The 26,846-nt window shown below is 74.6% G+C and carries 29 protein-coding genes and 1 pseudogene; 17 read left to right on the forward strand and 13 right to left on the reverse strand.

Going from position 1 to position 26,846, the window contains the following annotated elements:
- Positions 1–580: 580 nt before the first annotated feature.
- The 5 genes from ACU610_RS25815 to ACU610_RS25835 all read left to right on the forward strand — a co-directional run bounded on the left by ACU610_RS25815 (position 581) and on the right by ACU610_RS25835 (position 6,207).
- Positions 581–1,282 carry an acetate uptake transporter gene (locus ACU610_RS25815; protein WP_446770540.1) on the forward strand — a complete coding sequence of 234 codons (702 nt, stop codon included), beginning with the start codon at positions 581–583 and terminating at the stop codon, positions 1,280–1,282.
- Positions 1,283–1,684: 402 nt separating this feature from the next.
- A complete protein-coding gene (locus ACU610_RS25820) occupies positions 1,685–2,179 on the forward strand; it encodes a hypothetical protein (RefSeq protein WP_446770541.1) in 495 nt (164 codons plus the stop codon).
- A 474-nt stretch (positions 2,180–2,653) separates the two neighbouring features.
- Complete coding sequence (locus tag ACU610_RS25825) at positions 2,654–3,619, forward strand: ABC transporter substrate-binding protein (protein WP_446770542.1); 966 nt, start codon at positions 2,654–2,656, stop codon at positions 3,617–3,619.
- Positions 3,620–3,652: 33 nt separating this feature from the next.
- Entirely contained in the window at positions 3,653–5,212 is a 1,560-nt protein-coding gene (locus ACU610_RS25830; RefSeq protein WP_446770543.1) for a sugar ABC transporter ATP-binding protein, read from the forward strand.
- Positions 5,209–6,207 carry an ABC transporter permease subunit gene (locus tag ACU610_RS25835; RefSeq protein ID WP_446770544.1) on the forward strand — a complete coding sequence of 333 codons (999 nt, stop codon included), beginning with the start codon at positions 5,209–5,211 and terminating at the stop codon, positions 6,205–6,207. Before ACU610_RS25830 ends, ACU610_RS25835 begins: the two co-directional genes overlap by 4 nt.
- Before the next feature lie 319 nt (positions 6,208–6,526).
- On the opposite strand, the gene ACU610_RS25840 is transcribed toward ACU610_RS25835, so the two are convergent.
- Together ACU610_RS25840 and ACU610_RS25845 are read right to left on the reverse strand one after the other, a co-directional pair.
- Positions 6,527–6,853, reverse strand: coding sequence for a hypothetical protein (locus ACU610_RS25840; RefSeq protein WP_446770545.1), 327 nt, complete (start codon positions 6,851–6,853; stop codon positions 6,527–6,529).
- Between the two features lie 126 nt (positions 6,854–6,979).
- Positions 6,980–7,273 (reverse strand): flagellar FlbD family protein, encoded by a 294-nt coding sequence (locus ACU610_RS25845; protein WP_446770546.1) that lies wholly within the window; start codon positions 7,271–7,273, stop codon positions 6,980–6,982.
- Between the two features lie 180 nt (positions 7,274–7,453).
- Between ACU610_RS25845 and ACU610_RS25850 the strand changes: the two are divergent.
- Both ACU610_RS25850 and ACU610_RS25855 read left to right on the forward strand, forming a co-directional pair.
- Positions 7,454–7,780, forward strand: a pseudogene (locus ACU610_RS25850) (class I SAM-dependent methyltransferase); the annotation flags it as partial.
- Between the two features lie 290 nt (positions 7,781–8,070).
- Entirely contained in the window at positions 8,071–8,769 is a 699-nt protein-coding gene (locus tag ACU610_RS25855) for a response regulator (RefSeq protein WP_446770547.1), read from the forward strand.
- A 20-nt stretch (positions 8,770–8,789) separates the two neighbouring features.
- Here the strand turns inward: ACU610_RS25855 and ACU610_RS25860 are convergent, their stop codons facing one another.
- From ACU610_RS25860 to ACU610_RS25880, 5 genes are all read right to left on the reverse strand, one after another.
- Complete coding sequence (locus tag ACU610_RS25860) at positions 8,790–9,452, reverse strand: response regulator (RefSeq protein ID WP_446770548.1); 663 nt, start codon at positions 9,450–9,452, stop codon at positions 8,790–8,792.
- Positions 9,453–9,580: 128 nt separating this feature from the next.
- Complete coding sequence (locus ACU610_RS25865) at positions 9,581–10,807, reverse strand: sensor histidine kinase (RefSeq protein WP_446770549.1); 1,227 nt, start codon at positions 10,805–10,807, stop codon at positions 9,581–9,583.
- Between the two features lie 249 nt (positions 10,808–11,056).
- The gene (locus ACU610_RS25870; RefSeq protein WP_446770550.1) at positions 11,057–11,725 is read right to left on the reverse strand and encodes a DUF3618 domain-containing protein; all 669 of its coding nucleotides are present in this window, start codon (positions 11,723–11,725) and stop codon (positions 11,057–11,059) included.
- Positions 11,726–11,765: 40 nt separating this feature from the next.
- The gene (locus ACU610_RS25875; protein ID WP_446770551.1) at positions 11,766–12,302 is read right to left on the reverse strand and encodes a phage holin family protein; all 537 of its coding nucleotides are present in this window, start codon (positions 12,300–12,302) and stop codon (positions 11,766–11,768) included.
- Between the two features lie 2 nt (positions 12,303–12,304).
- Positions 12,305–13,018, reverse strand: a complete 714-nt coding sequence (locus ACU610_RS25880) for a hypothetical protein (RefSeq protein WP_446770552.1) — start codon at positions 13,016–13,018, stop codon at positions 12,305–12,307.
- Positions 13,019–13,381: 363 nt separating this feature from the next.
- Here ACU610_RS25880 and ACU610_RS25885 point away from each other — a divergent pair, with 363 nt between their 5' ends.
- Positions 13,382–14,227, forward strand: a complete 846-nt coding sequence (locus ACU610_RS25885; RefSeq protein WP_446770553.1) for a siderophore-interacting protein — start codon at positions 13,382–13,384, stop codon at positions 14,225–14,227.
- A gap of 120 nt (positions 14,228–14,347) precedes the next feature.
- Here ACU610_RS25885 and ypfJ read toward each other — a convergent pair whose 3' ends face one another.
- A complete protein-coding gene (ypfJ, locus tag ACU610_RS25890) occupies positions 14,348–15,277 on the reverse strand; it encodes a KPN_02809 family neutral zinc metallopeptidase (RefSeq protein ID WP_446770554.1) in 930 nt (309 codons plus the stop codon).
- A 76-nt stretch (positions 15,278–15,353) separates the two neighbouring features.
- Positions 15,354–16,211, reverse strand: a complete 858-nt coding sequence (locus ACU610_RS25895) for a formate/nitrite transporter family protein (protein ID WP_446770555.1) — start codon at positions 16,209–16,211, stop codon at positions 15,354–15,356.
- Positions 16,212–16,351: 140 nt separating this feature from the next.
- On the opposite strand from ACU610_RS25895, the gene ACU610_RS25900 reads away from it, so the two are divergent.
- The 4 genes from ACU610_RS25900 (at position 16,352) to ACU610_RS25915 (ending at position 19,607) form a co-directional block, all read left to right on the forward strand.
- Positions 16,352–16,762, forward strand: a complete 411-nt coding sequence (locus ACU610_RS25900) for a hypothetical protein (RefSeq protein ID WP_446770556.1) — start codon at positions 16,352–16,354, stop codon at positions 16,760–16,762.
- Positions 16,763–16,859: 97 nt separating this feature from the next.
- Entirely contained in the window at positions 16,860–18,104 is a 1,245-nt protein-coding gene (locus ACU610_RS25905; RefSeq protein WP_446770557.1) for a glutathionylspermidine synthase family protein, read from the forward strand.
- Positions 18,105–18,122: 18 nt separating this feature from the next.
- Positions 18,123–18,584: a nitroreductase family deazaflavin-dependent oxidoreductase gene (locus tag ACU610_RS25910; protein ID WP_446770558.1), complete on the forward strand. Its 462-nt coding sequence runs from the start codon at positions 18,123–18,125 to the stop codon at positions 18,582–18,584.
- A gap of 60 nt (positions 18,585–18,644) precedes the next feature.
- On the forward strand, positions 18,645–19,607 hold the full coding sequence (locus ACU610_RS25915) for an ABC transporter substrate-binding protein (RefSeq protein WP_446770559.1): 963 nt from the start codon (positions 18,645–18,647) through the stop codon (positions 19,605–19,607).
- Between the two features lie 7 nt (positions 19,608–19,614).
- Here ACU610_RS25915 and ACU610_RS25920 read toward each other — a convergent pair whose 3' ends face one another.
- Positions 19,615–21,138, reverse strand: a complete 1,524-nt coding sequence (locus ACU610_RS25920; protein WP_446770560.1) for an FUSC family protein — start codon at positions 21,136–21,138, stop codon at positions 19,615–19,617.
- A gap of 69 nt (positions 21,139–21,207) precedes the next feature.
- On the opposite strand from ACU610_RS25920, the gene ACU610_RS25925 reads away from it, so the two are divergent.
- A complete protein-coding gene (locus ACU610_RS25925) occupies positions 21,208–21,720 on the forward strand; it encodes a DUF2127 domain-containing protein (protein WP_446770561.1) in 513 nt (170 codons plus the stop codon).
- Here the strand turns inward: ACU610_RS25925 and ACU610_RS25930 are convergent.
- Entirely contained in the window at positions 21,659–22,720 is a 1,062-nt protein-coding gene (locus ACU610_RS25930) for a winged helix DNA-binding domain-containing protein (protein WP_446770562.1), read from the reverse strand. The two genes, ACU610_RS25925 and ACU610_RS25930, sit on opposite strands and share 62 nt — an antisense overlap.
- Positions 22,721–22,986: 266 nt before the next feature.
- On the opposite strand from ACU610_RS25930, the gene ACU610_RS25935 reads away from it, so the two are divergent.
- The 3 genes from ACU610_RS25935 to ACU610_RS25945 are packed head-to-tail and all read left to right on the forward strand — an operon-like array spanning position 22,987 to position 24,484.
- On the forward strand, positions 22,987–23,736 hold the full coding sequence (locus ACU610_RS25935) for an SDR family NAD(P)-dependent oxidoreductase (protein ID WP_446770563.1): 750 nt from the start codon (positions 22,987–22,989) through the stop codon (positions 23,734–23,736).
- Positions 23,737–23,748: 12 nt separating this feature from the next.
- The gene (locus ACU610_RS25940) at positions 23,749–24,348 is read left to right on the forward strand and encodes a class I SAM-dependent methyltransferase (protein ID WP_446770564.1); all 600 of its coding nucleotides are present in this window, start codon (positions 23,749–23,751) and stop codon (positions 24,346–24,348) included.
- A 10-nt stretch (positions 24,349–24,358) separates the two neighbouring features.
- Positions 24,359–24,484, forward strand: coding sequence for a hypothetical protein (locus ACU610_RS25945; protein WP_446770565.1), 126 nt, complete (start codon positions 24,359–24,361; stop codon positions 24,482–24,484).
- Positions 24,485–24,543: 59 nt separating this feature from the next.
- Here the strand turns inward: ACU610_RS25945 and ACU610_RS25950 are convergent, their stop codons facing one another.
- Positions 24,544–25,890, reverse strand: coding sequence for a phosphoribosyltransferase family protein (locus tag ACU610_RS25950; protein ID WP_446770566.1), 1,347 nt, complete (start codon positions 25,888–25,890; stop codon positions 24,544–24,546).
- A gap of 180 nt (positions 25,891–26,070) precedes the next feature.
- On the opposite strand from ACU610_RS25950, the gene ACU610_RS25955 reads away from it, so the two are divergent.
- Positions 26,071–26,265 carry a three-helix bundle dimerization domain-containing protein gene (locus ACU610_RS25955; RefSeq protein ID WP_446770567.1) on the forward strand — a complete coding sequence of 65 codons (195 nt, stop codon included), beginning with the start codon at positions 26,071–26,073 and terminating at the stop codon, positions 26,263–26,265.
- 64 nt (positions 26,266–26,329) lie between these two features.
- Here the strand turns inward: ACU610_RS25955 and ACU610_RS25960 are convergent, their stop codons facing one another.
- Entirely contained in the window at positions 26,330–26,797 is a 468-nt protein-coding gene (locus ACU610_RS25960; protein WP_446770568.1) for a hypothetical protein, read from the reverse strand.
- Between the last annotated feature and the right edge of the window lie 49 nt (positions 26,798–26,846).

A 26,846-nucleotide genomic window follows, 5' to 3' on the forward strand; every position in this document is an offset into this window, starting at 1 on the left:
GTAGAGGCGTGCGGTGAGGGCGCCGGGCACTGGCCCGGGCGCGCATGCACCTCATGTCGCCCACGCCGCCGGAGACAGCTGTCGTGCCTCCGCAACGAGCGAGCGAACAGTGGGGGATGCGGTCCAGTGGCTTCCGCCGAGGACCGACCCGTGTCCGGAGCCGCCCCCAGGCCACCCTGGGACCGGGACCACGTGTCGAGCGCCTCGAGTACTGCGACCTCGCGACCGGAGGGAGCCGGTCCGACCCCGGCCGGCGCAGCCGAGACACGCCGGAGCCGTCTTGACGGCCCGCTGTGGCCCACCTCACTGTCGTGGGGGGAGGGTGGGGCCGACGCGAGCGGCCACCCGGAGCCGGGTGGACCGATCAGGGCGAGACGACCGGGACCGGCTCCCCGCCGGACGGCAGGGGAGGAGCCGGCGCACCTCAACGGTGGGGGCAGGACGACAGCCTGGACCCCGAGGGTGGCCACGGAGGTCATGGATCCGCAGACCACGGGCCTCTCGTCCCGCTGTGCGGGACCGCTCACGGCGCACCTGCCGGTAGTGCCGCTCCCCGCGTCGATCAGGAGGGGGTCTTGCAGTGGCAGTCAACGCAACACCGGGCACCGGTACGAGAACCGCACCAGGGGGCAGCGAGTTCCTCGCCGACCTGAGCGACCCGACCGCCGGCCGGGTGGCCATGGCGAGGGAGCTCGCCTCGGAGAACGTGCGGATGATCGCCGACCCGGCGCCGCTCGGTCTGGGCTGCTTCGCGCTGACGACGTTCCTGTTGAGCCTGTTCAACGCAGGTCTGTTGCCGGCGGCCGGCGAGCCGATCGTCTTCGGCGTCGCACTGGCCTACGGGGGCGCGATCCAGGTGCTCGCCGGCATGTGGGAGTTCCGGAAGGGCAATGTCTTCGGCGCGACCGCGTTCACCTCCTACGGCGCCTTCTGGCTGTCGTTCTGGGCGTTCGTCACGTTCTACGCGGCCGACATCCCGGATGCCGGTGACCGGGCGACCGTGGTCGGCTGGTACCTCATCGGCTGGGGCATCTTCACGGTGATCATGTGGGTCGCCTCCTTGCGTACCACCGCGGTGCTGGCCCTGCTCTTCACGCTCCTCGCGGCGACGTTCTTCCTGCTGGGCATCGGCGACGTGGCGCAGAACGAGGCCCTGGTCACGCTGGGCGGCTATCTGGGCCTCGTGACCGCTGCCGTCGCCTGGTACGCATGCCTCGCGGGGGTCAGTGCCTCCACCTTCGGACGCACGGTTCTGCCCAATCCGCCGCTGTACAAGCTGTGATCCAGTCCGGCGGTCGTCTGACCGTGCGACTGGCTGGGCCGGCCTGCTGATCGTCGGCGGGCAGTCGGCAGTGGGAGGCGTGACCCCTCGTCGGACTGGAACCGGGCAACGCCACGACCACGCGCGCGCCGTCGGGCCTCGACGGCTCGACCGCAGGTCGAGCGACGGACCCGGAGGATGGACAGCCGAGCACCCTTCGACGAGCCCGGCGTGCAGTCCGGCTCTTCCGCCGCCGACCGCTCCGTGGGAACACCGGCCGCCGTGCTCCGGGTGCCGATCCCGTCTCGTTGGGTGCTCTCGCCGGTGGGGAGGGTGATGCCCGGCCGCGTGTCCCGAACCCGGGTCGGCGACACGCAGGGTCGTGACGGGGGCTGGCGGTCCGGTCGCGGATTCTCGGTCGCCATGACAGGCAGGCGCGGATTCCTCGAGGGCGTGATCCCGATCGTCACGGCGGTGACCCGGCTGGACTTCCTGAGCCGGCGAGACAGTGCGGCGGCGGTCCGGCGCCCGGTCGTCCGACCCTCGCACTCCTGGACCGAGCACCTGCGCGGGCAGGTCGAACCGCTGGACCTCGAGGAGTCCTTGGAGCTGCTCGGCCTCGGCGTCGTCGTCGCCCGCCAGGCCTATGACGCGCAGCACGGCGGCATCCGCGCCGCACTGCGTGCCGGGGCCTCGTGGGAGCGGATCGGTGCGGTGCTCGGCACGACGCCGCTGACCGCGTGGAACAGCCACCAGCGGTGGATCGAGGAGCAGGTCGAGCTCTTCGAGCTCACCGGCCGGGACGGGCTGGACGACGTCGGTGCGGTCGACGCGCTGCAGCTGGCCGGCGAGCGCCCGGTCGGCCTCCGGTACGCCGCGCGGAGCACGGAACCCGATCCGGTGTCCGACTGCAGCTGACAGGCCTGGCCCCGGGAGACGTCCCACGGGAGGTGAGGTCCGGGCCCCCGGCTGCGACGGCGTGACTCATCTCGGCGGCGCCTTGCTCGGGAACCGGTACCTCGGCGGGAGTGAGACGCCTGGCGGTGTGAGGTCCAGGTTCGAGTCCCCTCGACTCCACCCCGATGACCGGGGCGTCCTCTCGCGGGGTGGACGCCTCGGGTCGTCCCGGTGCCGCCGTGGTAGCCGTCGGGGCCACGTCAGCCTCGGTGCGCCGTCCGCACCGGGTCCGCGGCTTCCTCGGACGTCCGCTGGCGGCAGCGTCAGGAGGCTCTCGCTGGCGCCTTGGTCGCCCCGCCCGGCTTCCCCCAGCGCAGGACGTCCGCGGTTCCGGTGTCATCAGCTGCCTGCCGGTCCTACCCTGATCGCCGGATGGGGCTCGGACGCCGACGCCCGAGTTCGCGACCGAGGCGACGTTGGCAACGGAGGAAGACGATGCTGTCCACCTCGCGGCCGCGGGTGATGCCCGCAGCTCTCATCATGACGGGCGCTCTGGCACTGACCAGCTGCACGACCGGAGACGCCCCAGCGGCCGGCGGGGGCGGCGGCGGGGGCGAGGTCGAGGTGGTGGGGCTGATGCTCCAGGACATCTCGAACCCCTTCTTCGCCGTGATGCAGGACAGCATGCAGCAGGCTGCAGAGCAGGACGGCTTCCAGGTCAACGTGCAGGACGGGCGCCAGGATCTCGGCCAGCAGAACGACCAGGTCGACGCCCTCATCCAGCAGGGTGCCGACCTGATCCTGCTGAACGCGGTGGACAGCGCCGGCATCGCCTCGGCCGTCGCGCGTGCTCAAGCGGCCGGCATCCCCGTCGTCGCTGTGGACGTGGACGCCCAGGGCGCGGACGCTGCCGTGACCACCGACAACGTGGAGGCCGGACGACAGTCCTGCCAGGCCCTCGTCGACCGGATCGGCGGCAGCGGCAACATCCTCATCATCGAGGGCACGCCCACCTCGGCCCCCCAGGACCGCGTGAAGGGCTGCGAGGAGGTCCTCGCCGCCAACCCCGGGGTCCAGGTCGTGGGTCGGCAGGCCGGCAAGAACGACCGCGACAGCGGCCTGCAGCTGGCAACCGACATGCTGACGGCCAACCAGGACGTGCAGGGCATCTTCGCGATCAACGACCCCGAGGCGCTCGGTGCCGATCTCGCGGTGCGGCAGGCGGGCCGCAGCGGGATCGTGATCACCGGTGTCGACGGTTCTCCGGAGGCGGTCAAGGCGCTGCAGGACCCGAACTCCAACTTCTACGCCACCCCGGCGCAGGACCCGGGCGGCATGGTGTTGAAGGCGCTGGAGGTCGGGCGCGGGATCGTGGCCGGCAACCCGCCGGCCGAGCGGATCACGCTGCTGGCACCGGAGTTGGTCACCCGCGACACCGTGGGGTCCTACCAGGGCTGGTGAGAGCGCCGTACCGACCGGCAGGAGGAGGTACCGGTGAGCGAGACGGGCACGACGGTCCCGCTGCTCGAGGTCCACGGCATCAGCAAGCGGTTCGGTGCGACCCTCGCCCTGTCCGACGTCAGCTTCGACGTGCGACCGGGCGAGGTCCACGCCCTCATGGGCGAGAACGGCGCCGGCAAGTCGACGTTGATGAAGATCATCTCGGGGATCTACCACCCGGACGCAGGCCGGATCATGATCAACGGGACTCCGGTCACCATGGCGTCGCCCCACGATGCCATCGCCGCAGGTGTGGCGATCATCCACCAGGAACTCAACACCATCCCCGAGATGACCGTGGCCGAGAACCTGGCCATCGGGAACGAGCCGCTGAAGTTCGGGGTGCTCGACCGTGCAGCGATGAACCAGCAAGCGCGGGAGAAGCTGGCCCGAGTCGGCGCCGACATCGACCCGAGGCGTCCGATCGGTCGGCTCAGCGTCGGGATGCAGCAGATGGTCGAGATCGCGCGGGCGGTCGCCGAGGATGCCAAGGTCCTCGTTCTGGACGAACCGACGGCGGCGCTGTCCCGCACGGAGTCCGACCAGTTGTTCGCACTCATCCGCTCCATGCGCACCCGCGGGATGGGCCTGATCTACATCAGCCATCGGATGGAGGAGGTGTGGGAGCTCGCCGACCGCGTCACCGTCTTCCGCGACGGGCACCTCATCGGGACCCGGGACATGCGGGCCGAGGGGCCGGAGAAGGTGACCCCCAGTGACATCGTCCGGATGATGGTCGGTCGAGAGATCAACGACCTGTACGTGCACACCCACCGTCGGGCCGGCGACGTGCGGCTGTCTGTGCGCGACCTGACGGGACCCGGTGGGATAGGGCCCGTCTCCTTCGACGTGCGAGCCGGTGAGGTCGTCGGGATGGTCGGCCTGATCGGGGCCGGCCGCACCGAGGTGGCCCGGCTGATCTACGGCGCCGACCGCAGGACCGGCGGCACGGTCACGCTCGACGGCGAGGCGCTGCAGGTGGCCAACCCGATCGACGGGCTGCGGGCCGGGGTGGGCCTGCTGCCCGAGAGCCGCAAGGACCAGGCGCTGTTCCTGGACCTGACGGTCAAGGACAACATCAGCATGTCCACGCTGGGCGGGTTCAGCAGCGCCGGCGTGATCCGGGGTGGCGCCCTGCTCAAGGCCGTCCGCGGTGTCATGGAGCAGTTGAAGGTCCGCGCGAACGCCCTGGACCTGGAGTCGCGGGCCCTGTCGGGCGGGAACCAGCAGAAACTGGTGCTCGGCCGGCTGCTGCTGCAGAAGCCCAAGGTCCTGATCCTGGACGAGCCCACACGCGGCGTCGACATCGGCGCCAAGAGCGAGATCTACCGGATCATCAACGACATCGCCGGAACCGGCGCGGCAGTGCTGGTCATCTCCTCGGACCTCCCCGAGGCCCTGGGCATCAGCGACCGCCTCCTGGTCATGCGGCGCGGCCATCTGGTGGCCGAGCTCGACGCGGAGAACGCCACCGAGGAGTCCGTCATGGAACACGCGACGGGTGTCTACGCAGAGGACGCCCCATCGGTCGACGCAGCGGGGCCGACAGCATGAGCGCCGCTGCTGCTGCGGACGTCGCTGTCGGCACGAAGCCTCCCGGCAAGGGAGCCGCGTTCGGCTACTGGTGGGATCGCGTCGGCATCGGCCTCGTGCTCCTCCTGCTCATCCTGCTCATGGCCCTCCTGGCGCCGAACTTCCTGACCGTGGACAACGCGCTCAACGTCGCTCGCGCGGTGTCCATCAATGCGATCCTCGCCGCCGGGTTGACGATGATCATCCTGACGGGCGGGATCGACCTCTCCGTCGGCTCCATCGTCGCGGTCTCCGGGGTCGGTGCGGTGCTGCTGTGGAGCAGCGGCACCCCGACACCGCTGGCCGTGCTCGGTGGGGTGGCGATCGGCGCCCTGGCCGGCATGGTGAACGGGGCCCTGGTGGCGTGGCTCGCCCTTCCCGCGTTCATCGTGACCCTCGGTTCGCTGACGGCCCTTCGGGGACTGGCGTACTCCATGCTCAACGGCCAACCTCTGGTGGCCAGCGAGCTGGGCTACCGGGGACTGGGCAACGGCAGCATCGCAGGCATCCCGCAGCCGGTCGCCATCATGGTCGTGGTCTACGCGGTCACCTGGTTCCTGCTGGAGCGCACCAGGTTCGGCCGCCACGTGTACGCCGTGGGCGGGAACATGGAGGCCGCCCGACTGGCCGGCATCAACGTCAAGCGCGTCCTGCTGACGGTCTACATGCTGGGCGGCGCAACCGCCGGCGTGGCCGGGGTCATCTTCTCCGCCCGGGTGCTCTCCGCGCAGCCCACCGCGGGCACCGGGTACGAGCTGGACGCCATCGCCGCCGTCGTCCTCGGCGGGACGTCCCTGGCCGGCGGCCGCGGGCGGATCCTCGGCACGCTGGTCGGCGCCGTCATCATCGGCGTGCTGTCCAACGGCCTGGTCCTCATGAACGTGCAGTTCTTCTACCAGCTGATCATCAAGGGCCTCGTCATCATCATCGCCATCGCCCTCGACAGCCTGAAGCGATTCGGTCGCGGAGGGAGCTGACCTGCGGCTGCTGCCGCCCGGGTCGGAGGCGTGGCCTGAGTCGACCGGCGGTGCGGGGTGCCGGCCCCTCGACACCCACCCCGCCGACTCGGGCTCCCCACCTCGGTGGGCCACTGGGCGCCGTCCAGGGAGCGGGCTCTCGCCCTGGCGGACGCGGCGGGGCAGCCCGTGTGGTGGCCGGGTCAGTACCGGCGCCGGGGTCGTCGCCCCCGAGCACCCCGGTGGGGTCTGGCACGACGTGTCCGCCTGGCGCCTGACTCGCCGACGGGCGGGAACCCGCCGGCCGGCGTCCGACGAGGAGGAGCTCGGGGGGCGCGGGTCAGCCGGCCTGCGACCGGCGCTGCTCGCGACGGTGCTCCTGGTGGTGCACCCACAGCACCAGGCAGCGCAGCGCGGCGTAGCCCTCGGGAGAGGCGTAACCCTGCTCGAAGCGAGCGGCCTGGACCAGCTCGTGGCTGTCGACGCTCCCGCCGGCGGCGAAGCGGTCCAGCACCTCGCCGGACAGCGACGGGCTGCGGAACAGCCGCGCGATGCCCAGTGCCACCGAGTCGGACACGGTGAGGCTGAGCGGTGGGTGCTTCATCGCCGCCCGTCGGTCGAGCAGCCGGGCGACCTCGCTGTGGACCTGCGCGTCCGTGGCGGGCACCCCTCGGGCGGTGATTCTCAACGAGGTCGTCTCCTCGGGTCGGTGTTCCGGCCTGGAGTTCGGCCGTGGGCGGCCGGTGGTCCACGCGAGCCGGCGCGACCCCCCCTTCCGAGGGGGTGGGCGCGGTCAGGTCAGCCGGATCGGCACCACCGGGCCGGGGGCGTGCGCCTGCGGCGGGAGGCCGGAGACGCCGAGCCCCAGCGGGTCGGCGTCCTCACCGCGGTCGAGTACGTAGCAGGCGGCGATGTCGCTGGCGCGGTACTCCACGATGCGCGCGATGACCTGGTCGATCGTCTCGCGGATGCAGTGGCGACCGCCATCGGTCGTGATCACGACGGTGTCCGACCCGGCTTCGACCCGTTCGATGTGGTCGGGGTCCAGGCGGCAGTGCTCGCCGGTGCGGCGGGTGAGGCCGATCATCGCGGTCCTCCGGCTGGGCGGGGCATCGGGCCCCGGCGGCTCCCTCGGGAGTGAGGTGCCGGTCCCTTCGACCCCTCGGCGCCGCCGGTTGAGCCCGCGCCGCACGGTCCGCCCCGTCCGGGTGAGGGTCCTACGGTGGGCGCCGTGGCGGCATCGGCTCGACAGACCTGGGCCGCCGGGGTGGCCGCGGTCCGGCCGGGGGAGCGGGTGCTCGAGGTGGGCTGCGGCCACGGCGTCCTCGTGGCCCTGCTGGCCGAGCGGGCGGGAGAGGTGCTCGGCGTGGACCGCTCCCCGACGATGGTCGCCGCGGCCGGTCGCCGGAACCGCGCGGCGGTCCAGGCGGGCCGGGTGCGGCTCCAGGCGACCGCGCTGTCCGAGGCCGACCTGGGGTCGGTCCCCTTCGACGTCGTCGTCTGCTTCGACGTGCGGGCGCTCACCGACCCCGCGCAGGCGTCCACGTGGGACGTCGTCGAGCGGGTCCTGGCACCCGCCGGTCGGGTCGTCGTCGCCTTCTCGGTGATGACGCCGGGCACGGAGGACGACGTCGTCGCGACCGTCACCCGGCTGGCCGGGGCCCGCGGTCTCGGCCTCGCCGCGGTGCACCGCCGCACAGCGGCCGCGGGCATCGGGTCGGCAGCCGTCGAGCTGCGCCGTGCTGCCGCGGCCACACCTTCCTCCCTCCGGGTGAGGCCGGGCCACCGCGCTCAAGGCGGCCCGGGCCCCCGCCGATCACCCGCTCAGGTGACACCGGCCCCCACGGCCCGGTGTCGGTCGCCCAGGCAACAGGAGGAGACGTCGTGTCCGAGCACTCCGTGCTCGTCGTCGAGGACACCGAGGAGATCAGGGAGCTGGTCTGCACGGTCCTGCGCCGGGCGGGGATGGACGTCCGCGCGGTCGCGTCCGGTGCCGAGGCGCTGGCCGAGGTCCGCCGTGCGGCGCCCGACGTCGTCGTCCTCGACCTGGGCCTCCCGGACGCCGAGGGCACCGAGGTCTGCCGGCAGATCCGCGCCGAGAGCGAGTGCTACGTCCTGATGCTCACCGCCCGCGCCGAAGAGGTCGACCTGCTCATCGGGCTGGCGGTCGGCGCCGACGGGTACATGGCCAAGCCGTTCTCGCCGCGTGAGCTGGTCGCCCGGGTGCAGGCGATGCTCCGCCGCCCGCGCGTCCCCGCCCCGCGCCCCGCGCCGGTCGAGGAGTCGGTGCTCCGGGTCGCCGAGCTGGAGGTCGACGAGGACAGCCGCGAGGTCCGGGTGGACGGCGTCGTCGTCGACCTCACCCGCACCGAGTTCGACCTGCTCGCTGCGCTGGCCTCGCGCCCGGGCCGGGTGCTGCAGCGCGAGACGCTGCTGCGCGAGGTCTGGCAGACCGACTGGGAGGGCAGCGTCCGCCTGGTCGAGGCGCACATGTCCAACCTGCGCCGCAAGCTGCAGGCCGCCGGCCTGTCCTCGCCGGCGATCCGCACCGTGCGCGGCGTCGGCTACCGGCTCGTCGCCTGAGGGAGGACCCCGGCGTGCGGTCAGCCGCGCGCGACGCTGTGCAGCTCGACGACGAGCTCGTGGGCCAGGACCCCGCGGCGGGCGTCCCGCGCGATGGCCCGGCAGACCGCGGCGACCTCCGGATGGCCCAGCTGGGCGCTGGTGCCGGCGAGCGTGGCCGAGGCGCTGGCGAGTGCCGCGGCGTCCCCGCTCCGGGCGCTGTCGGCGATGGCGGTCAGCCGACCGGGCAGTGCGGCGGCGTACACCTGCTGCAGCCGGTCCATGAGGTCCGCGTCGACGTCCGCGCCGGAGGTGTCCCCGGCAGCGGGGGCCTGGGGTCCGGGCGCCCGGCGGGCGAGCCGGCCGGTCAGCAGGCGCGCGTCCACCGGCCGGGGCAGGCAGGCCAGGGCACCGGCCTCGAGGGCGGCGGCCCGGTCCGCAGCACCGGCCGCGGCGGTCACGGCGAGCAGGCGGGCCCGGCAGCCGACCAGCCGCAGCCGGCGCAGCAGGGCCGGCGCCTCGCCGGCCGGGCCGTCCAGGTCGACGACGACCAGGTCCGGCTCCAGGCGGCGGGCCAGTCCGAGCGCCTCGCGGGTGCCGGCGGCCTCGCGCACGTCCCACCCGGTCAGCTGCAGCAGTGCGGCGAGCGGTGCGCGGCCGGCTGCGTCGGCACCCACGACGAGGGCGGTCGGGACGGCGCTCACGACTCGGCCTCCTCGTCTTCCCTGCATGGGCGGGGACAGGGTGACCCGGCCGACGGGTCCGAGCCTGACCGCCCGACCGCAGGGTCCTCGCTCGCCGACCGCAAGGGATCCGCAAGGAACGGCGGCCCTCAGCGGGGGAGGACGAGGGTGGAGGTGGTGCCCTGCCCCTCGACGCTGCTGAGCTCCAGGGTGCCGTCGTGCGCGGCGGCGATGGCCCGGGTGATGGCCAGGCCCAGCCCGACACCGGGCACCGCGTGCCGCCGGGCGGTCGAGGCCCGGAAGAAGCGGGCGAAGAGCCGGCCCTGCTCGCCGGCGGGGATCCCGTTGCCGGTGTCGCCGACCGCCAGCCGGGCGACGGGCACCGCGTCGTCGTGCGGGGCGTCGACGACCGCGCCGTCGGCCGTCCGCCAGGCCGGCCGCAGCGTGAGGGTGACCCGGCCGCCGGCCGGGGTGAACTTGACCGCGTTGGAGACCAGGTTGTCGCAGGCCTGTCCCAGCCGGACGGCGTCGCCGCGCACCACCAGGCCGCCGTCGGGCACGTCGACGACGACCTCGACACCGGCCGCTGCGGCGGTGACCCGCACGGTCTCCTCCGCCGCCCGCACGACGCCCGCCAGGTCGACGTCCTCGGGTTGCAGGCTGAACCGGCCGGCGTCCACCTGCGCGGTGAACAGCAGGTCGCCGACCAGCCGGAGCAGCCGCTGGGCGTTGCGCTCGACCGTGCCCAGGTACGCCCGCGACTCCTCGCCCAGCTCGGGGTCGTCGAGGAGCAGCTCCAGGTAGCCGAGGATGGAGGTCAGTGGCGTGCGCAGCTCGTGGCTGACCAGGCCCACGAACTGGTCCTTCATGCGCTCGGTCGCCCGGGCCTCGGTCATGTCCGTGCCGACGAAGTTCCACCCGGCGTGCACGCCGCGGTCGTCGGTGCGCGGGGTGACCGCCACCGAGACGGTGCGCTCGGTGCCGTCCGCGGCGACGTAGGTCCAGTCCCGCACGTCCCTGCCCTCCTCATGTGCGGTGCGCACCAGGGCGGCCAGGCCGCCGCCGGCGTCCTCGAGCTCCTCGGGCAGGTGGAACTCGGTGATCGACCGGCGGCGGACGACGTCGGCGCGGGGGAGGCCCAGCATCCGCTCGGCGCCGGGGTTCCACACCCGGATCACGCCGTCCACGTCGGTGCCGATGATCGACTGCTCGGTGATCGCGTCGATGACGCTGGTCATCGTCCGCGCCCGGGCCTGCAGCATCCGGGTGGCGGTGTCGAGTTCGTCGTCGCGGTGCTGCATCTGCGCCCGCAGCGCGGCGTTCTCCGCGCGCAGCCGGGTCAGCTCCTCGACCGGCGAGGGCCCGAGGACGGTCACCCGGTCACCCCGGAGGTCGGCTCGGGCACCCGCGCGACCAGGACGCGCGGCGCTGCGGTGGGCACGGGGGGCTCCTCGCTCGGGCGGTGTCGTCCCGGTCGACGTCGGCGCCCCCGAGGGCGGACTGCAGCGCACCCGCCGCGACCTCACCCCAACAGGGGACCGGCCGCGAACGGCAGCGCGCCCCGCCGGGGGACCCGGCGGGGCGCGCTGGAGGGTGTCGCGGCCTCCCTACGAGGAGGTCCTTCTTCAGCTGCGCGTCTGGCTCTGCACCGTCTGGCGGGACTGCTGGGCCTGGCCCTGGACGTCCTGCGCGGCGGACTGGCCCTCCTGCTTGACGGTCTGCGCGGCGTCCTGCGCGGTGGACTTGACCTCCTGGACCGCCTGCTGGGCGGCGGGCTGGAGCTCCTCGCGGATCTCCTGCGCGGCCTCCCTCGCCGGCTGCAGCAGCGTGTCCTTGTGCTCGCGCACCGTGGACTCGGCCTGCTGGGCCAGCTGGCGCTCCTTCTCCGAGGCCGGCAGCAGGCTGGAGACCAGCCAGCCGACACCGAAGGCGATGAGGCCCGCGGCCAGCGGGTTGCCCTGGGCCTGGCGGACGATGGTGTCCGGGGCCTGCTGCACCGCGTGCGCGGCCTGCTGCGCGGCACCCTGCACGGTCTCGGCGGCGCCCTGCGTCTTGTCCTGCACCGTGCCCGCGGCGCTCTGCGTGCGGTACTGGGCCGCCGCCCGGGTGTCGTGGGCGCTGCCCATGACCCGCTCCCGGACGCGGCTGATCCGGCCCTTGGCCGCGCTGACCCGGCGGTCCATGACGCGGGAGGGGTTCACCTTCTCGTTGAGGGCGTCGACGTCATAGCTCAGCTCGCGCTGGGTCTGCTCGATCTGCCGCCGGATGGCTTCGGGGTCGTTGCTCGTGGTCATGTTCCGTACTCCGATGTCTGAGAGGGCCTGGGGCCGCGGGTCAGTTGGGCTTCAGAGCGCTGGGGACCTCGGACAGCGTCTCCGCGGTGCGCTCGGGCTTGGGGTTCACCTGCTGCAGCTTCTTCTTGCCCATGGAGAAGGCGATCGCGCCGATGACGCCCCAGAGGACGGCGACGATGAGCGCGGCCAGGCCGGCGTCCATCACGTTCTCCAGCGCCCACCACAGGGCGTTGGAGAGGAAGAGCACCGTCAGGAACCCGGCGACCCCGGCGGCGGCCATCATCCCCGCGCCCTTGCCCGCCTTCTTGGCCTCGGCCTGGACCTCGGCCTTGGCGAGGGCCACCTCCTGCCGCATCAGCGTGGACAGGTCCTTGGCCAGCTCGCCGAACAGCTGCCCGACCGAGGTGCCCTCGACGTCGGGCCGGCCCTGGGCCGTCGTCGGCGTGCCCACGGCGCCGCTGTGGGCGCCGTAGGCGTCCTCGGGGGAGACGGCGTAGTTGCCCTGGCCGCCCTGGCCGTACGGGTCCTGGCCCTGGGACGCACCCACCGGCGTCGCGCCGGAGTAGGGAGAGCTCATGGTCAGACCCCCTGACCGGGACGGCGGGTCGGGTCGTCCCAGCCGGCCGGCGTGGTCGGCGGGACGGCGGCACCCTCGGGCGGCACCGTGCCGTACGGCGGCGGCGGGACCGGCGTGCCGGTGGCCGGCGCACCGCTGTAGCCGGTGGTCGTCTCGTACGTGGTCGTCTCGCCGTAGCCGGAGTAGGCCGGCGCCGGGTCGACGTAGTTGGTCTGCGCGTAGCCGGTGCGGTACTGCTGCCCGCCTGTGGTCGACGAGCTGTCGCTGTGCGCGGCCTTCACGCCGCTGGTGAGCCGGCCGGCGAGGACGCCGGCGAGCGCGGCGCCGAGCAGGAAGGTGCCGGGCTTGCGGCGGGCGAAGGCGCGGACGTCCTCGAGCAGGTCGCCGGGCTCGCGGTTCTGCAGCCGGTCGGCGAACTGCTCGACGTAGCCCGAGGCCTGCTGGAGCAGGTCGCGCGCCGGGCCGGGGGCGCCCTGGCTGCTGCCGTCGGCCAGGCCGCGCAGCTCCTGGGCCAGCGAGGACAGGCCGGAGGCGGCCTTCTGCTGCTGGGCCACGGTCTGCTGGCGCAGCTGCTGGCGGCCCTGGTGCAGCAGGTCCTGCGCCTGCCGCTGGGTCTCGTGGGCGACCTCCCTGGCCTGGTCGGCGGCGGTCGAGGCGACCTGGCTGCCGGCCTGGGCGGCGGTCTGGCCCACGTTGCGAGCCTCGTCCTTGGCCACGTCAGTGGTGGACGTGGTGCCCGTGGACGTCGTGCTCGTGGTCGTGGTCCCGCTCGTGGCACCCGTGCCCGCAGTGGCACTGGTTGCACCCGTGCCGGGGGAGGGCGGCGGCGGGAACGGGGCATCGATCGAGTGAGTCATCGTTCCTCCTCGGCAAACGTCGTGGTCAGCCGAGGCGATACCCCTCAAACGATCACCCACACATGCCCTGTCGACTACCGTCACCATCCGTGCGCGGGACGTGCGGGTGACGGACCGGCCTGGGCACCCCGGACGCGGCCCCCTCCCCGGACGCGGCTCTCCGTCCCCGGAACGGAGACTAAGGTGAGCCTTGCCTATCCACGTTCGACCTGAGGGAGCCCCATGGCCGACAAGGCCCCGCGCCGCCCACGCACGCCCCGGCTGGCCACCGTGCTCCGGACCTCGCGCCCGACCCCGCACCTGGTCCGCGTGGTGCTCGGTGGGGAGGGCCTCGCCGGGTTCGCGCCCGAGTACACCGACGCCTACGTGAAGCTGGTGCTCCCGCCGGCCGGCGCGCCCTACGCCGCGCCGTTCGACATGGACGCCGTGCAGCGGGACCACCCGCGCGAGCTGTGGCCGTGCCTGCGCACCTACACCGTGCGGGCCTGGGACCCGGCCACCGGCGAGCTCGTCCTCGACGTCGTCGTCCACGGCGACGAGGGGCTGGCCGGCCCGTGGGCCGCCGCCGCCCGGCCGGGCGACCCGGTGCAGCTGCTCGGCCCCGGCGGCGCCTACGCGCCCAGCGGCGAGGTCGACTGGCACCTGCTGGCCGGCGACGAGACCGCGCTGCCGGCGATCGCCGCCTCGCTCGAGCGGCTGCCCGCGGGCGCCCCGGCCCGGGTGTTCGTCGAGGTCGCCGACGCCGCCGAGGAGCAGCCCCTGCCGCTGCCGGCCGGTGCGGAGCTGACCTGGGTGCACCGCGCCGGACTGCCGGGCGAGGCGCTCGCCACCGCCGTCCGCGGGGCCGCGCTGCCCGCCGGCTCGGTGCACGCCTTCGTGCACGGCGAGGCGGGGTTCGTGCGGGAGCTGCGCCGCTACCTGCGGGTGGAGCGCGCGGTGCCCCGTGAGCGGCTCTCGGCGTCGGGCTACTGGCGCCTGGGCCGCACCGACGAGGGCTGGCGGGCCGAGAAGGCGGAGTGGAACGCCGCGGTCGAGGCCGACGAGCAGACGGTCGGCCAGGTCGCCTGAGCCGTCGTCCCCGACGATCAGGTGAGCTGATCGTCGGGGGTCCTGGCTCACCGCCAGTCGCGAGCCAGGAGCCGCGACGATCAACTGAGCTGATCACCGTGGCCGGGCGGCGGCCTCCCCTCAGCCCAGGTCGTCGGTGGCGAACGTGTCGCACTGCGCCGGGTCGCCGGTCTCGTAGCCGGTGGTGAACCAGCGCTGCCGCTGCTCGGAGGAGCCGTGGGTGAAGGCGTCCTGGTCGACGGTGCCGCCGCCCAGGTTCTGCTGGATGAAGTCGTCGCCGATGCGGGCGGCGGCGTCCAGGGCCCGGTCCACGTCGTCCTGGGTGATCTCGGCGATCAGCGGCTGGCCGGACTCGTCCGGGACGGTCTCGGCGTGGTCGGCCCACGTGCCGGCGAAGCAATCGGCCTGCAGCTCCAGGCGCACCGTGCCGCTGGCCGGGCCGGTCTCGCCCGGCGTGACCTGCTGGTTGATCCCGAGCAGGTTCTGCACGTGGTGGCCGTACTCGTGGGCGATCACGTAGGCGTTGACGAACAGCCCGCCCTCCGCGCCGAACTGCTGCTGCAGCGTGTCGAAGAAGGACAGGTCGATGTAGACCAGCTGGTCGCCCGGGCAGTAGAAGGGTCCCGAGCCGCTGGTCGCCCCGCCGCAGTCGGTCTGCACCGAGCCGTTGAAGAAGACCGTGTCGGTCGGCCGGTAGTCCGGGCCGAGCACGCCGGACCAGTAGTCCTGGATCGACTCGATGTCGGCCACGACGGCGCAGTCGACCGACTCGTTGGCGTCCGCGCCCGTCTGGCACTGCTGCTCGAGCTGGGTGTTGTCGGCGGTCTGTCCCTCACCGAGGCCACCGAGCTGGCCACCGAGCTGGCTCGGCGCCGCGCCGGTCCCGCCGCCCGCACCCCCGCCGAGGACCTGGAACAGCACGAGCACGAGGACGCCGACCAGGCCCAGTCCACCACCGCCGACCGCGAGCCCGCGCCCGCCGCTGAGGCCGCCGCCCCGGCGGTCCTGCACGCCCGACGGGTCGAGGTCCGCTCCCTCGCTGTACCTCATGGCTGGGCACCCTCCCGGTCGTGTGGCACGCCGAGACGGTGCCATCCGCAGCGGCGGTGCCCCCGGCGGCGCCGGGTCATGCGCGCTCGGCGGCCTCCCCGCCGACCGGCGTCCGGCTGGGCTGCTCGGCCGGCTGGTCGCGCAGGAACAGGTACCAGTAGGACGTCGCGACGAAGACCACCGCGCCGACCAGGTTGCCCACGCCCGCCAGCAGCCAGTTGCGCAGCACGTCGTCCCAGCCGATCCCGGGGACACCGGCCCAGATGGCCGCCGGCAGGAAGAACATGTTGGCCACCACGTGGTCGAAGCCCATGGCGACGAACGCCATGATCGGCAGGAAGACCGCGAGCACCTTGCCCGAGACCGCGGACGCCGCCAGGGACATCCACACCCCCAGGCAGACCAGCCAGTTGCAGCCGACGCCGCGCAGGAAGACCTGCCACGGGGACTCGTGCAGCGCCTTGGCCTCGGCGATCGAGACCAGCCGGTCGTGGGTGAGGGCCGCGCTGCCCGAAGCGCCCGGCGTCCCGATGACCCCCGTCTGCACGGCGAGGAAGTAGGCCACGAACAGCGCGCCGAGCAGGTTGCCCACCAGCACCAGCGTGAGGTTCTTCCCGACGTCGCCCAGGCTCAGCCGCCCGTGCATCGCGCCCAGCGGGACCAGCATCATGTTGCCGGTGGCCAGGTCGGAGCCGGCGATGAGCACGAGGATCAGGCCGAGGGTGAAGGCCGCGCCCATGAACAGCGTGGGCAGCGTGCCCCACGTGGCCGGGTCCAGGCCGGAGGAGACCGTGATCGCCACGAGCGCGCCGAAGGCGATGTAGGCCCCGCCGAGGAAGGAACTGACCAGGACGCGGTCCCAGGTGCGGTGGATCTTCTTGGCACCGGTCTCACTGGCGACCTGGGCCATCTCGGGGGGTTGGCGGTCGGACATCGGCGCCTCCGCGCAGGAATAGGCCTGAGGGCCGAACCGTACGACTCCGGTCCGGATCCGGCACCCGGGTGCGGCGCAGGACACCGGCCGACCGCGGCGATCTAGGGTCGGCTGACACACCTCAGACACCGGGAGAGCACATGGCGGTCTCCAACCGCGTCCGCGCCGCGCTGACGACGACGGTGCTGGCGACCGCGGCCACCGGCTTCCTCGCCGCCTGCGGTACGGACGAGGAGCAGGAGCAGGTCGCCTACTGCACGAACGAGGACGGCGAGATCGTCGACGACGACTACTGCGACGACGACTACCGCGGCCCCGGTGCGGGGCTGTTCTTCCTCTACCTGGGCGGTTTCCGTCCCGGGCTGCCGGTCGGGACCGTGCTGCCCAGGGGCGGCACCCGGGTCGACCCGCGCGACACCGCGGCCCGGCAGCGTGCCGGCCTGCCCCCGACCGGCCGGGTGTCCGCGGGCACGCGGGTCACCGGCGGTATCGGCTCGGGGGTGGGCGGGAGCGACTCCGGCAGCCGGTCCGGCGTCGGCGCGGGCAGCTGAGCGCTCCCACCGTCCGCGAGATCTGCACAGTGGCGGTCATCAGCAGCCTGAAGAGCGCGAGTGTGCAGATCTCGCGGGACGCGGGAGGGAGCGAGGCGTGAGGCGCGTCGAGGCGGGGGTGGTGCGCCCCGGCTGGGAGGCCGAGGTCGAGGCCCAGGGACTGGTCTACAACCGCACCGAGCTGCCCGGCGGCGAGGTCCGCAGCTACTGGCGCGAGGGGCCGTTCTACGACTTCACGATGGCGGAGGTCGAGCGGCTCGAGGGCTGGGTCGCCCAGCTGTTCGAGATGTGCGTGGCCGCCGGCGACCACATCGTCGAGCACGACCTGTTCGACCGGATGGGCATCCCGCCGATCGCGCGCCCGGAGATCCGGCGCACCTGGGAGGCCGAGCCGCCCAGCGTCTACGGCCGCTTCGACCTGCGCTACGACGGGCAGGGCCCGCCCAAGCTCCTGGAGTTCAACGCCGACACCCCGACCGGCCTGGTCGAGTCCGCCGTCACCCAGTGGAACTGGCACCTGTTCACCGGCCAGGGCCGCGACCAGTGGAACGCGCTGCACGACAGGCTCGTCGCCGCCTGGCAGCGCAACCTGCTGCGCTGGGAGCGGCGTACCGGCGTCCGCCCGCGGGTGCACCTGGCGTGGACGTCGGAGGAGCGCTCCGGCGAGGACCGGATGACGGTCGCCTACCTCATGGACACCGTCGTCCAGGCCGGGTACCAGGCCATCGAGCTGCTGGTCGAGGACATCGCGCTGGACTCCGGCGACGGCCGCTTCTACGACCCACAGGGCCGCCACCTCGACGTGGTCTTCAAGCTCTACCCCTGGGAGTGGCTGATCGAGGACGAGTTCGGCCCCGCTGTCCTCGCCGATGCCGCCCGTCCGGGTGGCACCACCTGGGTGGAGCCGGCCTACAAGATGCTGTGGAGCACCAAGGCGCTGCTGCCGGTGCTCTGGCAGCTGTTCGGCAGCGACCCGGCGCTGTCCCCGCTGCTGCTGCCGGCCTACTTCGTCGACGAGATGCCGTCGTCCTGGCGGACCTACGTGCGCAAGCCGCTGTGGGGCCGGGAGGGCGCCAACGTGCAGATCGTCCGCGACGGGCAGGTGGCCGTGGAGCTGCCCGGCCGGTACGGCACCGAGGGCTGGATCGTGCAGGAGTTCGCGCCGCTGCCGGACTTCGCCGGCGTCGACGGGCCGCACCACCCGGTGCTCGGCGCCTGGGTGGTCGACGGCGAGCCGGCCGGGTTGGGCATCCGGGAGAGCGACGGGCTGGTCACCGACAACCTGAGCTTTTTCGTGCCGCACACCATCGACTTCACCGCTCCGCAGGCCGGGCGCCGGTAGCCGACCTACGGTCGGGGCATGCCGTTGGAGGGTGAGTACGAACCCAGCCCCGAGGAGTGGGTGCGCGAGCAGGTCGAGCGCTACGAGGCGACCGGAGGCCGGGAGGCCAACACGCTGCGCGACACCGGGATCCCGATCGCCGTCTTCTGGACCCGCGGTGCGAAGACCGGGAAGGTCCGCAAGAACGGTCTGATGCGGGTCGAGCACGAGGGCGCCTACGCGATGGTCGGCTCGCAGGGCGGTGCCCCGAAGGACCCGGCGTGGGTGGCCAACCTGCGCGCCCACCCCGACGAGGTGACCGTGCAGGACGGCCCCGAGCCGTGGGACGGCGTGGCCCGCGAGGTGGCCGGCGAGGAGAAGCGCCAGTGGTGGGAGCGGGCCGTGGCCGTCTACCCGCCGTACGCGGAGTACCAGCAGCGGACCGAGCGGGAGATCCCGGTGTTCGTCGTCGAGCGCGCCGACCCGGTGAACCCAGCATAGGCAAGGCTGCCCTAAGTTGAGCCCGGCGTCGGAGGGACCGGCGCCGGGAGGAGGGCGGCTGTGCGCACGAGGGTGTGGGGCGCGGTCACGATGGCGTCGGGGCTGGTGCTGGCCGGGTGCGGCTCGGCGGACGAGGGGACGACGGTAACGGCGCCGTCCCCCGCGGCCGAGCAGGTGCGCACGGTCGAGCACGCGGCGGGCGCCACGGAGATCACCGGCACCCCGGAGCGGGTCGTCGTCCTCGACACCGGTGAGCTGGACGCGGTGCTGGCGCTGGGCGTCACCCCGGTCGGCGCCGTGCGCACCGGCGTCAGCGACGAGCTGCCGGCCTACATCGAGGAGGCCGGCGTCGACCCGGCCGAGATCGCCAACGTCGGCACGATCGCCGAGCCGGCCCTCGAGGAGATCGCCGCGCTGGAGCCCGACCTCATCCTGTCCAACTCCGTGCGGCACGAGGCCATCTACGACCAGCTGAGCGGCATCGCGCCCACCGTCTTCGCCGAGGCGATCGGGGAGACCTGGGAGGACAACCTGCGGCTGGCCGGGGAGGCGCTGGACATGTCGGACGAGGCGGAGCAGCTGCTGGCCGACTACGAGGAGCGCGCCGCCGAGGTGGGCGCCCTGTACGGCGACCCGGCGGCCACCGAGGTGAGCGTGGTGCGGTTCCTCGACGGCTCGGCGGTCCGGCTCTACGGGGAGGGCTCGTTCATCGGCGACGTCCTCGGCGACGTCGGCTTCGCCCGGCCCGAGGTGCAGCGCACCACCGAGACCTTCGTCGAGGTGAGCCCGGAGCAGATCGGCCAGGCCGATGGTGACGTGCTCTTCCACGCCTCCTACGGCGACGAGGGGCGGACCGCCGCGGGGGAGATCACCTCTGGTGGGCTGTGGCAGGGGCTGACCGCGGTCCAGCAGGGCCGGGCGCTCGAGGTGAGCGACGACCGCTGGTTCCTGGCGATCGGCCCGCTCGGCGCCGGGCTGGTGCTCGACGACCTGGAGCGGTTCGCGCAGCAGCTGCAGGGCTGAGCCGCGGTCAGCCGGGCAGGCGCCGCCCGAGGGACGCCGCCAGGTCGTCGTCCCCCCGGGCCCGGGCGCCGAGCAGGCCCCAGCCGAGGTCGGCGACCGTGCGGGCGCGGGTCGTCCAGGCCGTCGCGGCCGGGCCGGGGAGCAGCTCGGCGCGGGCGGCGGCGGCCACCTCGCCCTGCTGCACCAGCGCCTCGCGCAGCCGGTCGTCGGCCGGGCCGCCCGGCGCCGCCGCGGCCGCGGCGCGGGCGGCCTCGGTGGTGGCGCGGACGGCGCCGGGCAGCCGCCGGCTGGCCGCGCGGGGCAGCAGCGAGAGCCCCACGACGAGGGCGAGGACGACGCCGACCCCGGTCTCGGCGAGCCGCTCGACCACCAGGGCGGCGCCGGAGCGGCCCGGTGCGCCGATGTGCACGAGCAGCAGCACCAGCGGCGTGATGCAGGTGACCGCCAGCACGTACTGGTGGGCGATGAGCAGCTCGACGGCCAGCTGCAGCACCGCGACGAGCAGCACCTCCACCGCCACCGGGAGGTCGGCCCACACCAGCGCGCCGGCGACCAGCACGCCCAGCGCGGTGCCGACCGCCCGCTGCAGCGCCCGCGCCCGGGTCGCCCGCGCGTCGGTGCCCAGCTGGACGCTCACCGCGGTGCTCGCCGCCCAGTAGGGGCTCGACAGGCCCAGCGCCGCGGCGGAGAGGCCCGCGGCCGCGGTCCCGGTGCCGGTCCGCACCGCGGTCGCCGTCCCGGGGGCGTGCCACCAGCGGGTCCCGGGAGCACCGGTGACCGGAGGCAGGGCCACGTCGGGTCCGACCACCGGCAGCGCCCGCAGGAAGCGCTGCTCGACGTCGTCCAGGCGGTTCCCCAGGCTGCCGTCGCCCCGTCGGCTGCCGGTGCCGACGGCGACGTCGGCCACCCGCACCGCGTGCGCGACCACGCCGGGCAGCGGCGCTCCCGGTCCGCCGCGCTCGGCGGCGGTGACCGCGGAGTCGGCGGCGTCCAGCGCCCGCCGCTCGGGGCCGGTCGGGTCCCACAGCCACGGCAGCAGGCAGCCCACCCAGGCCAGCGTCGCCCCGGCCGCGGCGGCCAGCGCGTGCGCGCCGAGGTCGGCCGGGCCGGTGCCCAGCGCGCTCGACCCACCGGCGACCAGCACGAGGCCCAGCGGTCCGGGCGGGCCGATCCGCCAGTGCACCGTCGCCGCGGCGGCCGCGGCGGCCAGCGTGCCGCACAGCAGCGCGAGGACGACCGGGTGCCCGCCGGCCAGCGCCCCGAGCGTGCTCGCGACCGTCAGCGCGACGCCGACGCCCGCGACGACGACGGCCCGGCGCCGGTACGGCAGCGCGTGCCCGTAGACGGAGGTGAAGGCCGCCAGCGCCGCCGCCGAGCCGAGGTCGGCCCGGCCCAGTGCGACGCCGCAGGCCAGTGGCAGTGTCGTGCACACCGCCGCGGTGACCCCGCGCCGGCCGCCGGTCCGCCACAGCGCCGACAGGGCGGGCAGCGGCGGGCCGAGCAGCGGGGTCGACCGTGGAGCAGCGGACACGACCCCATCCTCTCCGCTGCCCGGGCGCGGCTCCGCGGGCCTGGACGCTGCAGGTCCTCCCCGAGGAGCATGCCGGGCACGACCACCGACCGGCTGCTGCGCGCCGCCCTGCTCCTCAAGGGACTGGACGGCGCGGTCGAGCTGCTCTCCGGCGCCGCCCTGGCGCTGGTGGGCCCCCGGGAGCTCGGCGAGCTGACCCGGCGGGTGGTCGCGCACCACCTGCTGGGCAGCCCGCGCGGCGCCCTGGCCGAGCGGTTCACGGCGGGGGAGGCCGCGCTGAGCGGTGGTGACCGGACCTTCGCCGTCGTCTACCTCACCCTGCACGGCCTGCTGAAGCTCGGCCTGGTCGTGGCCCTGCTGCGCGAGCTGCGCCCCGCGTACCCGGTGGCGATCGCCGTCCTCACGGGCTTCATCGGCTACGAGGCGTACCGGGCCGCGCGGACCGGGTCGTGGGCGCTCGGGGCCGCCGCCGCGCTGGACCTCCTGATCATGGTCCTGGTCGTCCGTGAGTACCGGCGGCTCACGGCAGGGCGGCCGCCACCGTGGGGATCGCCGCGGCGACCTCGTCGGGGAACGTGGTGAACGGGGTGGCGGTCACCGTCCGCTTCGCCCCGCGCCCCGTCCAGGCCCACGTGCCGACCACCTGCCCGCGGTGGACGACGGTCGGCCGGAAGACGCCGTTGCCACCAGGCACGATGCGGTCGGCGAACTCGGGCGGGACGGCGCAGCTGCGGTCGGCGTAGCCGAGGACGAACTCGTCGAAGCCGGGCAGCAGGGAGAGCGCGGCGGCCTCGGCGCGGTGCGCGGCCAGCAGGTCGGCGGTCTCCGGCGCCAGCAGGTGCTCGCGGCCGTCGACCTCCACGGTGGCCAGCCGGTCGCGGACGGCGGCCACCCCGGCGCGGACCTCGGTCACCGGCAGCCCGGCCCAGCGCGCGAGGTCGGCGACCGTCGCCGGGCCGTGGCCCCGGAAGTAGCGCAGCGCGAGCTCGGCCAGGCCGGCGTCCCGGTCCAGCCGCCGGGGCGCGGTCACCCACTCGTCGAGCAGCACGAAGGCCTGCTCGCCGCCCGCCATCGGCCCCAGGCAGAGGGTGCCGGTCTGCGCCAGGTACCAGAGCAGGTGGTAGCCGCGCTGCCCGGTGACGGCGACGCCGCCGTCGGCCACCGCGGCGAGCAGCTCCTTGCGTCCGCAGCGCCGGCCGCCGGTCAGCGCCGCGGTGACCAGCTCGCGGGCCCGCTCGGTGTCGGCCTCGGTCAACCCCAGCCGGGCCCGCCGCTGCGCGGCGCCGGCCAGCACCCGTGGGCCCAGGAGGTCCAGCATCCAGGGCAGGTCCTCGGCGGGCAGCAGGTGCAGCGTGCCGCGCATCGGCCAGGAGCGGACCACCTCCCCGGCGTCCAGCGCCGCCTCCACCCCGGCCCGCGTGCGCGCCGCCGTCCGCAGGGCCACCGAGGTCAGCGCGCCGGGCAGGTCCTGCCCCTGCACGCAGGTCAGCAGCCGGACCGCCTCGGTCGCCGTCGCCGGAGGCGGCCCGGCGACCCGCTGCGCCACCAGCCGGAGCAGCGCCAGGTCGCGCGCGGAGGTCATGCCGGGAGCCTCGCAGGGCGGTACGACATCCAGCGGGACATCCGCTGCTGGGTGCTCCGTCAGGGGCGTGGCGGCCTGCCGTCCGGCAGCTCACTCGCCTGGTCCACCCCGGCGTCAGCGAAACGGTACAGATCCGGCTGCCGGCCGGGGGTGTGGGTGCGGCCCCGGAGTGGGTACGGCGCGCCGCGACCCGAACCCGGACGAGGACGATCCATGCTCCATCCCCCGCAGCACCCCGGCCGCGCACGCACCGGGACGGTGCCCGCGTGAGCCGGCTCTCCGGACGCCGCGTCGTCGTCACCGGCGGCGCGCGGGACATCGGCGCCGCGATCGTCCGCGGCTTCGTCGCCGAGGGCGCCACCGTGGCCGTCCTGGACCCGCGCGTCGAGGAGGCGACGCGGCTGGCCGACGAGGTCGGCGGGCGCGCCTACCGGGTCGACCTGTCCGACGTCACCGACACGAGGGAGGCGATCGAGAAGGCGATCGCCGGGCTCGGCGGGATCGACGTCCTGGTGAACTACGCCGGTGTGCAGCGCTTCGCACCGCTGCTCGAGATGGACCCGGCGGAGCTGGGCGAACCCTTCGCCATGCCCGCTCAGTCCATGCTCATCGCCATCCAGGCCGCGGCCTGCGCCATGATCGCCTTCCGGGCACCCGGCGACGACTGCCCCGGCAAGGTGATCAACGTGGCCAGCGCCGGGGGCACCGCTGCAGGTGGGCAGGCCCACTACGCGGCCTGCAAGGCGGCGGTGATGGCGCTCACCCGGGCTGCTGCGCACGAGCTGGGCCCGCACGGCATCACCGTCAACTGCCTGTGCCCGGGCTACGTGGTGCAACCCAGCGACCCGGGTGCACACAGCCGTCCCGAGGTCGCCACCTGGTCGGCGCTCTCACCACTCGGCCGGCTCGGCGAGCCCGACGACGTCGCCCGCGCCGCGATGTTCCTGGCCTCGAGCGATGCGGACTACCTGACCGGCGACGCGCTGAACGTCGCCGGAGGCATGGTCCTGCACTGACACACTGCGCGCGTGCAGGCAGCGGACTGGGACGCGCGCTACGCCGCGCAGCAACAGTGGTCGGCCGAGCCGAACGCGCTGGTGGCCGAGCTGCTGCGGGACGTGCCGCCCGGCGCGGCGGTCGACCTGGCGGCGGGGGAGGGGCGGCACGCGCTGTGGCTGGCCGGGCGCGGCTGGCGGGTGACGGCGGTCGACTTCTCCGCCACCGGCCTGGCCCGGGGCCGCGGCCGGCCCGGTGCCGACCGCGTCACGTGGGTGACCGCCGACGTGCTGAGTTGGGACGCACCGCCCGGGTCCCTCGACCTCGTGCTCGTCGCCTACCTGCACCTGCCGGAGGCGGAGACCACCGCCCTCCTGCGCCGCTCGGTCGGCTGGCTGCGGCCGGGCGGGCGGCTGCTCGTCCTCGGCCACGACGCCGACAACGTCGCGCGCGGGGTCGGCGGCCCGCAGGATCCGGCGATCCTGTACAGCGTCCGGCGGCTGGCGCCGGTGGCCGAGCTGCTCGACGTCGACCGGCTGGAGCAGGTGCGCCGGCAGACACCGGCCGGTACCGCGCTGGACACCCTGCTGCTGGGCCGCCGCCCCTGCGGACCCGTCCACCGCCGGCGGTAGCGTGCGGCCCGTGATGGGGATGGGCGGGGCCGGTGGCCCGGACGCGCAACGGCGCCGGCGGCTCGTCGCCGCGGTGGTGGTGCTCGCGATGCTGCTCACCGTCGCGGCGACGGTGCTGTCGATCGCGCTCGCCTGAGGAGGACCTCCCCGCCGCTCGCCGGCTCGTGACGGGACCCCGCGAGTTCGCGGGGAGGCTCAGGACGGGGCCGCCGGCTGGTCGGCCTGCTGCCCGACGGGTCGCTCGGCGGGAGCCGCGCCGACGAGATGGGTGGCGAACCAGTCGCGGGCGAGCTCCGCGGCCGACCGCAGCGTGCCGGGCTCCTCGAACAGGTGCGAGGCACCGGGCACGACGGCCAGCCGGTTGGGACACCGCAGCCGGGCCTGCGCCTCCCGGTTGAGCTCGAGCACCTGCTGGTCGCGGCCGCCCACGACCAGCAGCGTCGGCGCCCGCACCTCGGCCAGCGCCGGGCCGGCCAGGTCGGGGCGGCCGCCGCGGCTGACCACCGCCCGCACGGTCTCGTCCCGCGCCGCCGCGACCAGGGCCGCCGCCGCGCCGGTGCTCGCGCCGAAGTACCCCAGGGGCAAGCCGGCGCAGGACGGCTCGGCCGTCGCCCAGCGGGCCACCTCGGCCAGCCGCCCGGCCAGCAGCTCGACGTCGAACACCGGGCCGCGGGCGGCCTCCTCGGCCGGGGTGAGCAGGTCGACCAGCAGCGTGGCCATCCCCGCGCAGTGCAGCACCTCGGCGACGGCGCGGTTGCGGGGGCTGTGCCGGCCGCTGCCGCTGCCGTGGGCGAAGACGACCAGCCCCCCGGCGTGCTCGGGGACGGTCAGGTGCCCGGGCAGTCCACCGGGGCCGGCGTCGGCGACCACGTCGTCGTCCCGCGGGACGGGGGTCCCCGCCGGGGACGCCGGGACCGGACGGTGCAGCAGCGCGAGGACCTCCTCCTCGTCGGTCGCCCGGAAGTCGGCGTAGGCCTGCCCGACCGCGGCGAAGCGCTGCGGGCTCTCCAGGCAGACCACCTCGTCCACCGTCGGGGCGATCTCGGCCAGCGCGCGCGGCGAGCCGACCGGGACGGCCAGCACCACGCGCGCCGCGCCGTGCGCCCGGACCACCGCGCAGGCGGCCCGGGCGGTGGCGCCGGTCGCGATGCCGTCGTCCACCACCACCGCCGTCCGGCCCTCGAGGGACAGCCGTGTCCGGTCGCCGCGCAGCTGCCGGGCCCGCCGCTCGAGCTCGGCTCGCTCGCGCCGTACGACGTCGTCGAGGGTCGCCTCGTCGACCCGGCCGGCGTGCAGCACGTCCTCGTTCAGGACGATCACGCCGTCCTCGCCGACCGCGCCCATCGCCAGCTCCGGGCGCCGTGGCAGGCCGAGCTTGCGGACGAGGACGACGTCCAGCGGGGCGCCCAGAGCGCGCGCGACCTCGGCGGCCACCGGCACTCCGCCGCGCGGCAGCCCGAGCACGACGACGTCCCGACCGGCGAGCGACGCCATCCGGCGCCCCAGCTGCTGACCCGCGTCCCTGCGGTCCTGGAAAGGCACCCGAGCCTCCTCGCGTCGGACCCATGCTCACCCTCGTCCCGCCCGGTCGCGATCCGCAACCCTGCGTTGCGCGTATGACCTTGGTCCCTGGTGCGTGCCGCCCGCGCCGTTCAGGGTGGGGAGGCCGGCGCCGCTGACGTCCGGATGGACCTGATCCCGCGCGCACGGAGGCGCCCCCGCATGACGCTGACCGAAGACCCCGCCGTCGAGCAGGCCGTGGCCCGACTCGCCGACGAGTTCCAGACGCGGTTGCGCCCGCAGGTCATCGGCACCGTGGTGCGCACCTGCCGTCAGGACCTCAGCGGGGTGCCGGCCACCGCGCTGCCCGAGCTGGTCGAGCGGCTGGCCCGCGAGCGCCTGCAGTCCGTCGCCTGAAACAGGACCCGTCCTCCCCACCCTTCGCAGGCTCAGGGTGGGGCCGTAGACGGGGCCGCGGGGGTCACTGGACGGCGTAGTAGACCCGCTCGTCGTCGATGCTCATCGTCGGCTCGACGGAGAGCTGCCCGCCGGGGATCGCCGCTGGCGGGACGTCCGTGCAGAACTGGAAGGTGTCCGTGCCACCCGGGTTGAGGGTCGGCGCGTCCATCGCGTCGTCGGCGAGCACGGCCATGCAGTCCGCGTCGCTGTACTGGCGGGCGTCATTGCCGTGGAAGACGGCGGACAGGTCCCAGCCCAGCGTGCCCTCATCGGTCCCGGTGTAGGTGACGGTCAGCTGGGCGGTCACGTACTGCCCGGTCGGTGCCTCGTTGGACTCGTTGGCGGCGGCCACGGCAGCGTCGCCGTCGAGCTGGACCGCATCGACGGTGGCCTGGTAGTCGTCCACCTGCGCCGGGACCCCGAGGGGGACGACGTCGGCCCCCGGCCCGGGGGCTCCCTCGGTCACGGGCTCGGCGAGCTCGGGAGCCACGACGTCCGCCTGTGCACTGTCCAGGTCCGCCTCGAGGCTGTCTCAGCAG

This window comes from Geodermatophilus sp. URMC 61, from assembly GCF_052931555.1.

Excerpts from the sequence above, each read along its gene's own strand:
- ACU610_RS25820 (WP_446770541.1), top strand. The coding sequence starts at position 1,685 with ATGACAGGCAGGCGCGGATTCCTCGAGGGCGTGATCCCGATCGTCACG.
- ACU610_RS25825 (WP_446770542.1), top strand. The coding sequence starts at position 2,654 with ATGCTGTCCACCTCGCGGCCGCGGGTGATGCCCGCAGCTCTCATCATG.
- ACU610_RS25835 (WP_446770544.1), top strand. The coding sequence starts at position 5,209 with ATGAGCGCCGCTGCTGCTGCGGACGTCGCTGTCGGCACGAAGCCTCCC.
- ACU610_RS25845 (WP_446770546.1), bottom strand. The coding sequence starts at position 7,273 with ATGATCGGCCTCACCCGCCGCACCGGCGAGCACTGCCGCCTGGACCCC.
- ACU610_RS25870 (WP_446770550.1), bottom strand. The coding sequence starts at position 11,725 with ATGACCACGAGCAACGACCCCGAAGCCATCCGGCGGCAGATCGAGCAG.
- ACU610_RS25875 (WP_446770551.1), bottom strand. The coding sequence starts at position 12,302 with ATGAGCTCTCCCTACTCCGGCGCGACGCCGGTGGGTGCGTCCCAGGGC.
- ACU610_RS25885 (WP_446770553.1), top strand. The coding sequence starts at position 13,382 with ATGGCCGACAAGGCCCCGCGCCGCCCACGCACGCCCCGGCTGGCCACC.
- ypfJ (WP_446770554.1), bottom strand. The coding sequence starts at position 15,277 with ATGAGGTACAGCGAGGGAGCGGACCTCGACCCGTCGGGCGTGCAGGAC.
- ACU610_RS25895 (WP_446770555.1), bottom strand. The coding sequence starts at position 16,211 with ATGTCCGACCGCCAACCCCCCGAGATGGCCCAGGTCGCCAGTGAGACC.
- ACU610_RS25900 (WP_446770556.1), top strand. The coding sequence starts at position 16,352 with ATGGCGGTCTCCAACCGCGTCCGCGCCGCGCTGACGACGACGGTGCTG.
- ACU610_RS25910 (WP_446770558.1), top strand. The coding sequence starts at position 18,123 with ATGCCGTTGGAGGGTGAGTACGAACCCAGCCCCGAGGAGTGGGTGCGC.
- ACU610_RS25925 (WP_446770561.1), top strand. The coding sequence starts at position 21,208 with ATGCCGGGCACGACCACCGACCGGCTGCTGCGCGCCGCCCTGCTCCTC.
- ACU610_RS25930 (WP_446770562.1), bottom strand. The coding sequence starts at position 22,720 with ATGACCTCCGCGCGCGACCTGGCGCTGCTCCGGCTGGTGGCGCAGCGG.
- ACU610_RS25955 (WP_446770567.1), top strand. The coding sequence starts at position 26,071 with ATGACGCTGACCGAAGACCCCGCCGTCGAGCAGGCCGTGGCCCGACTC.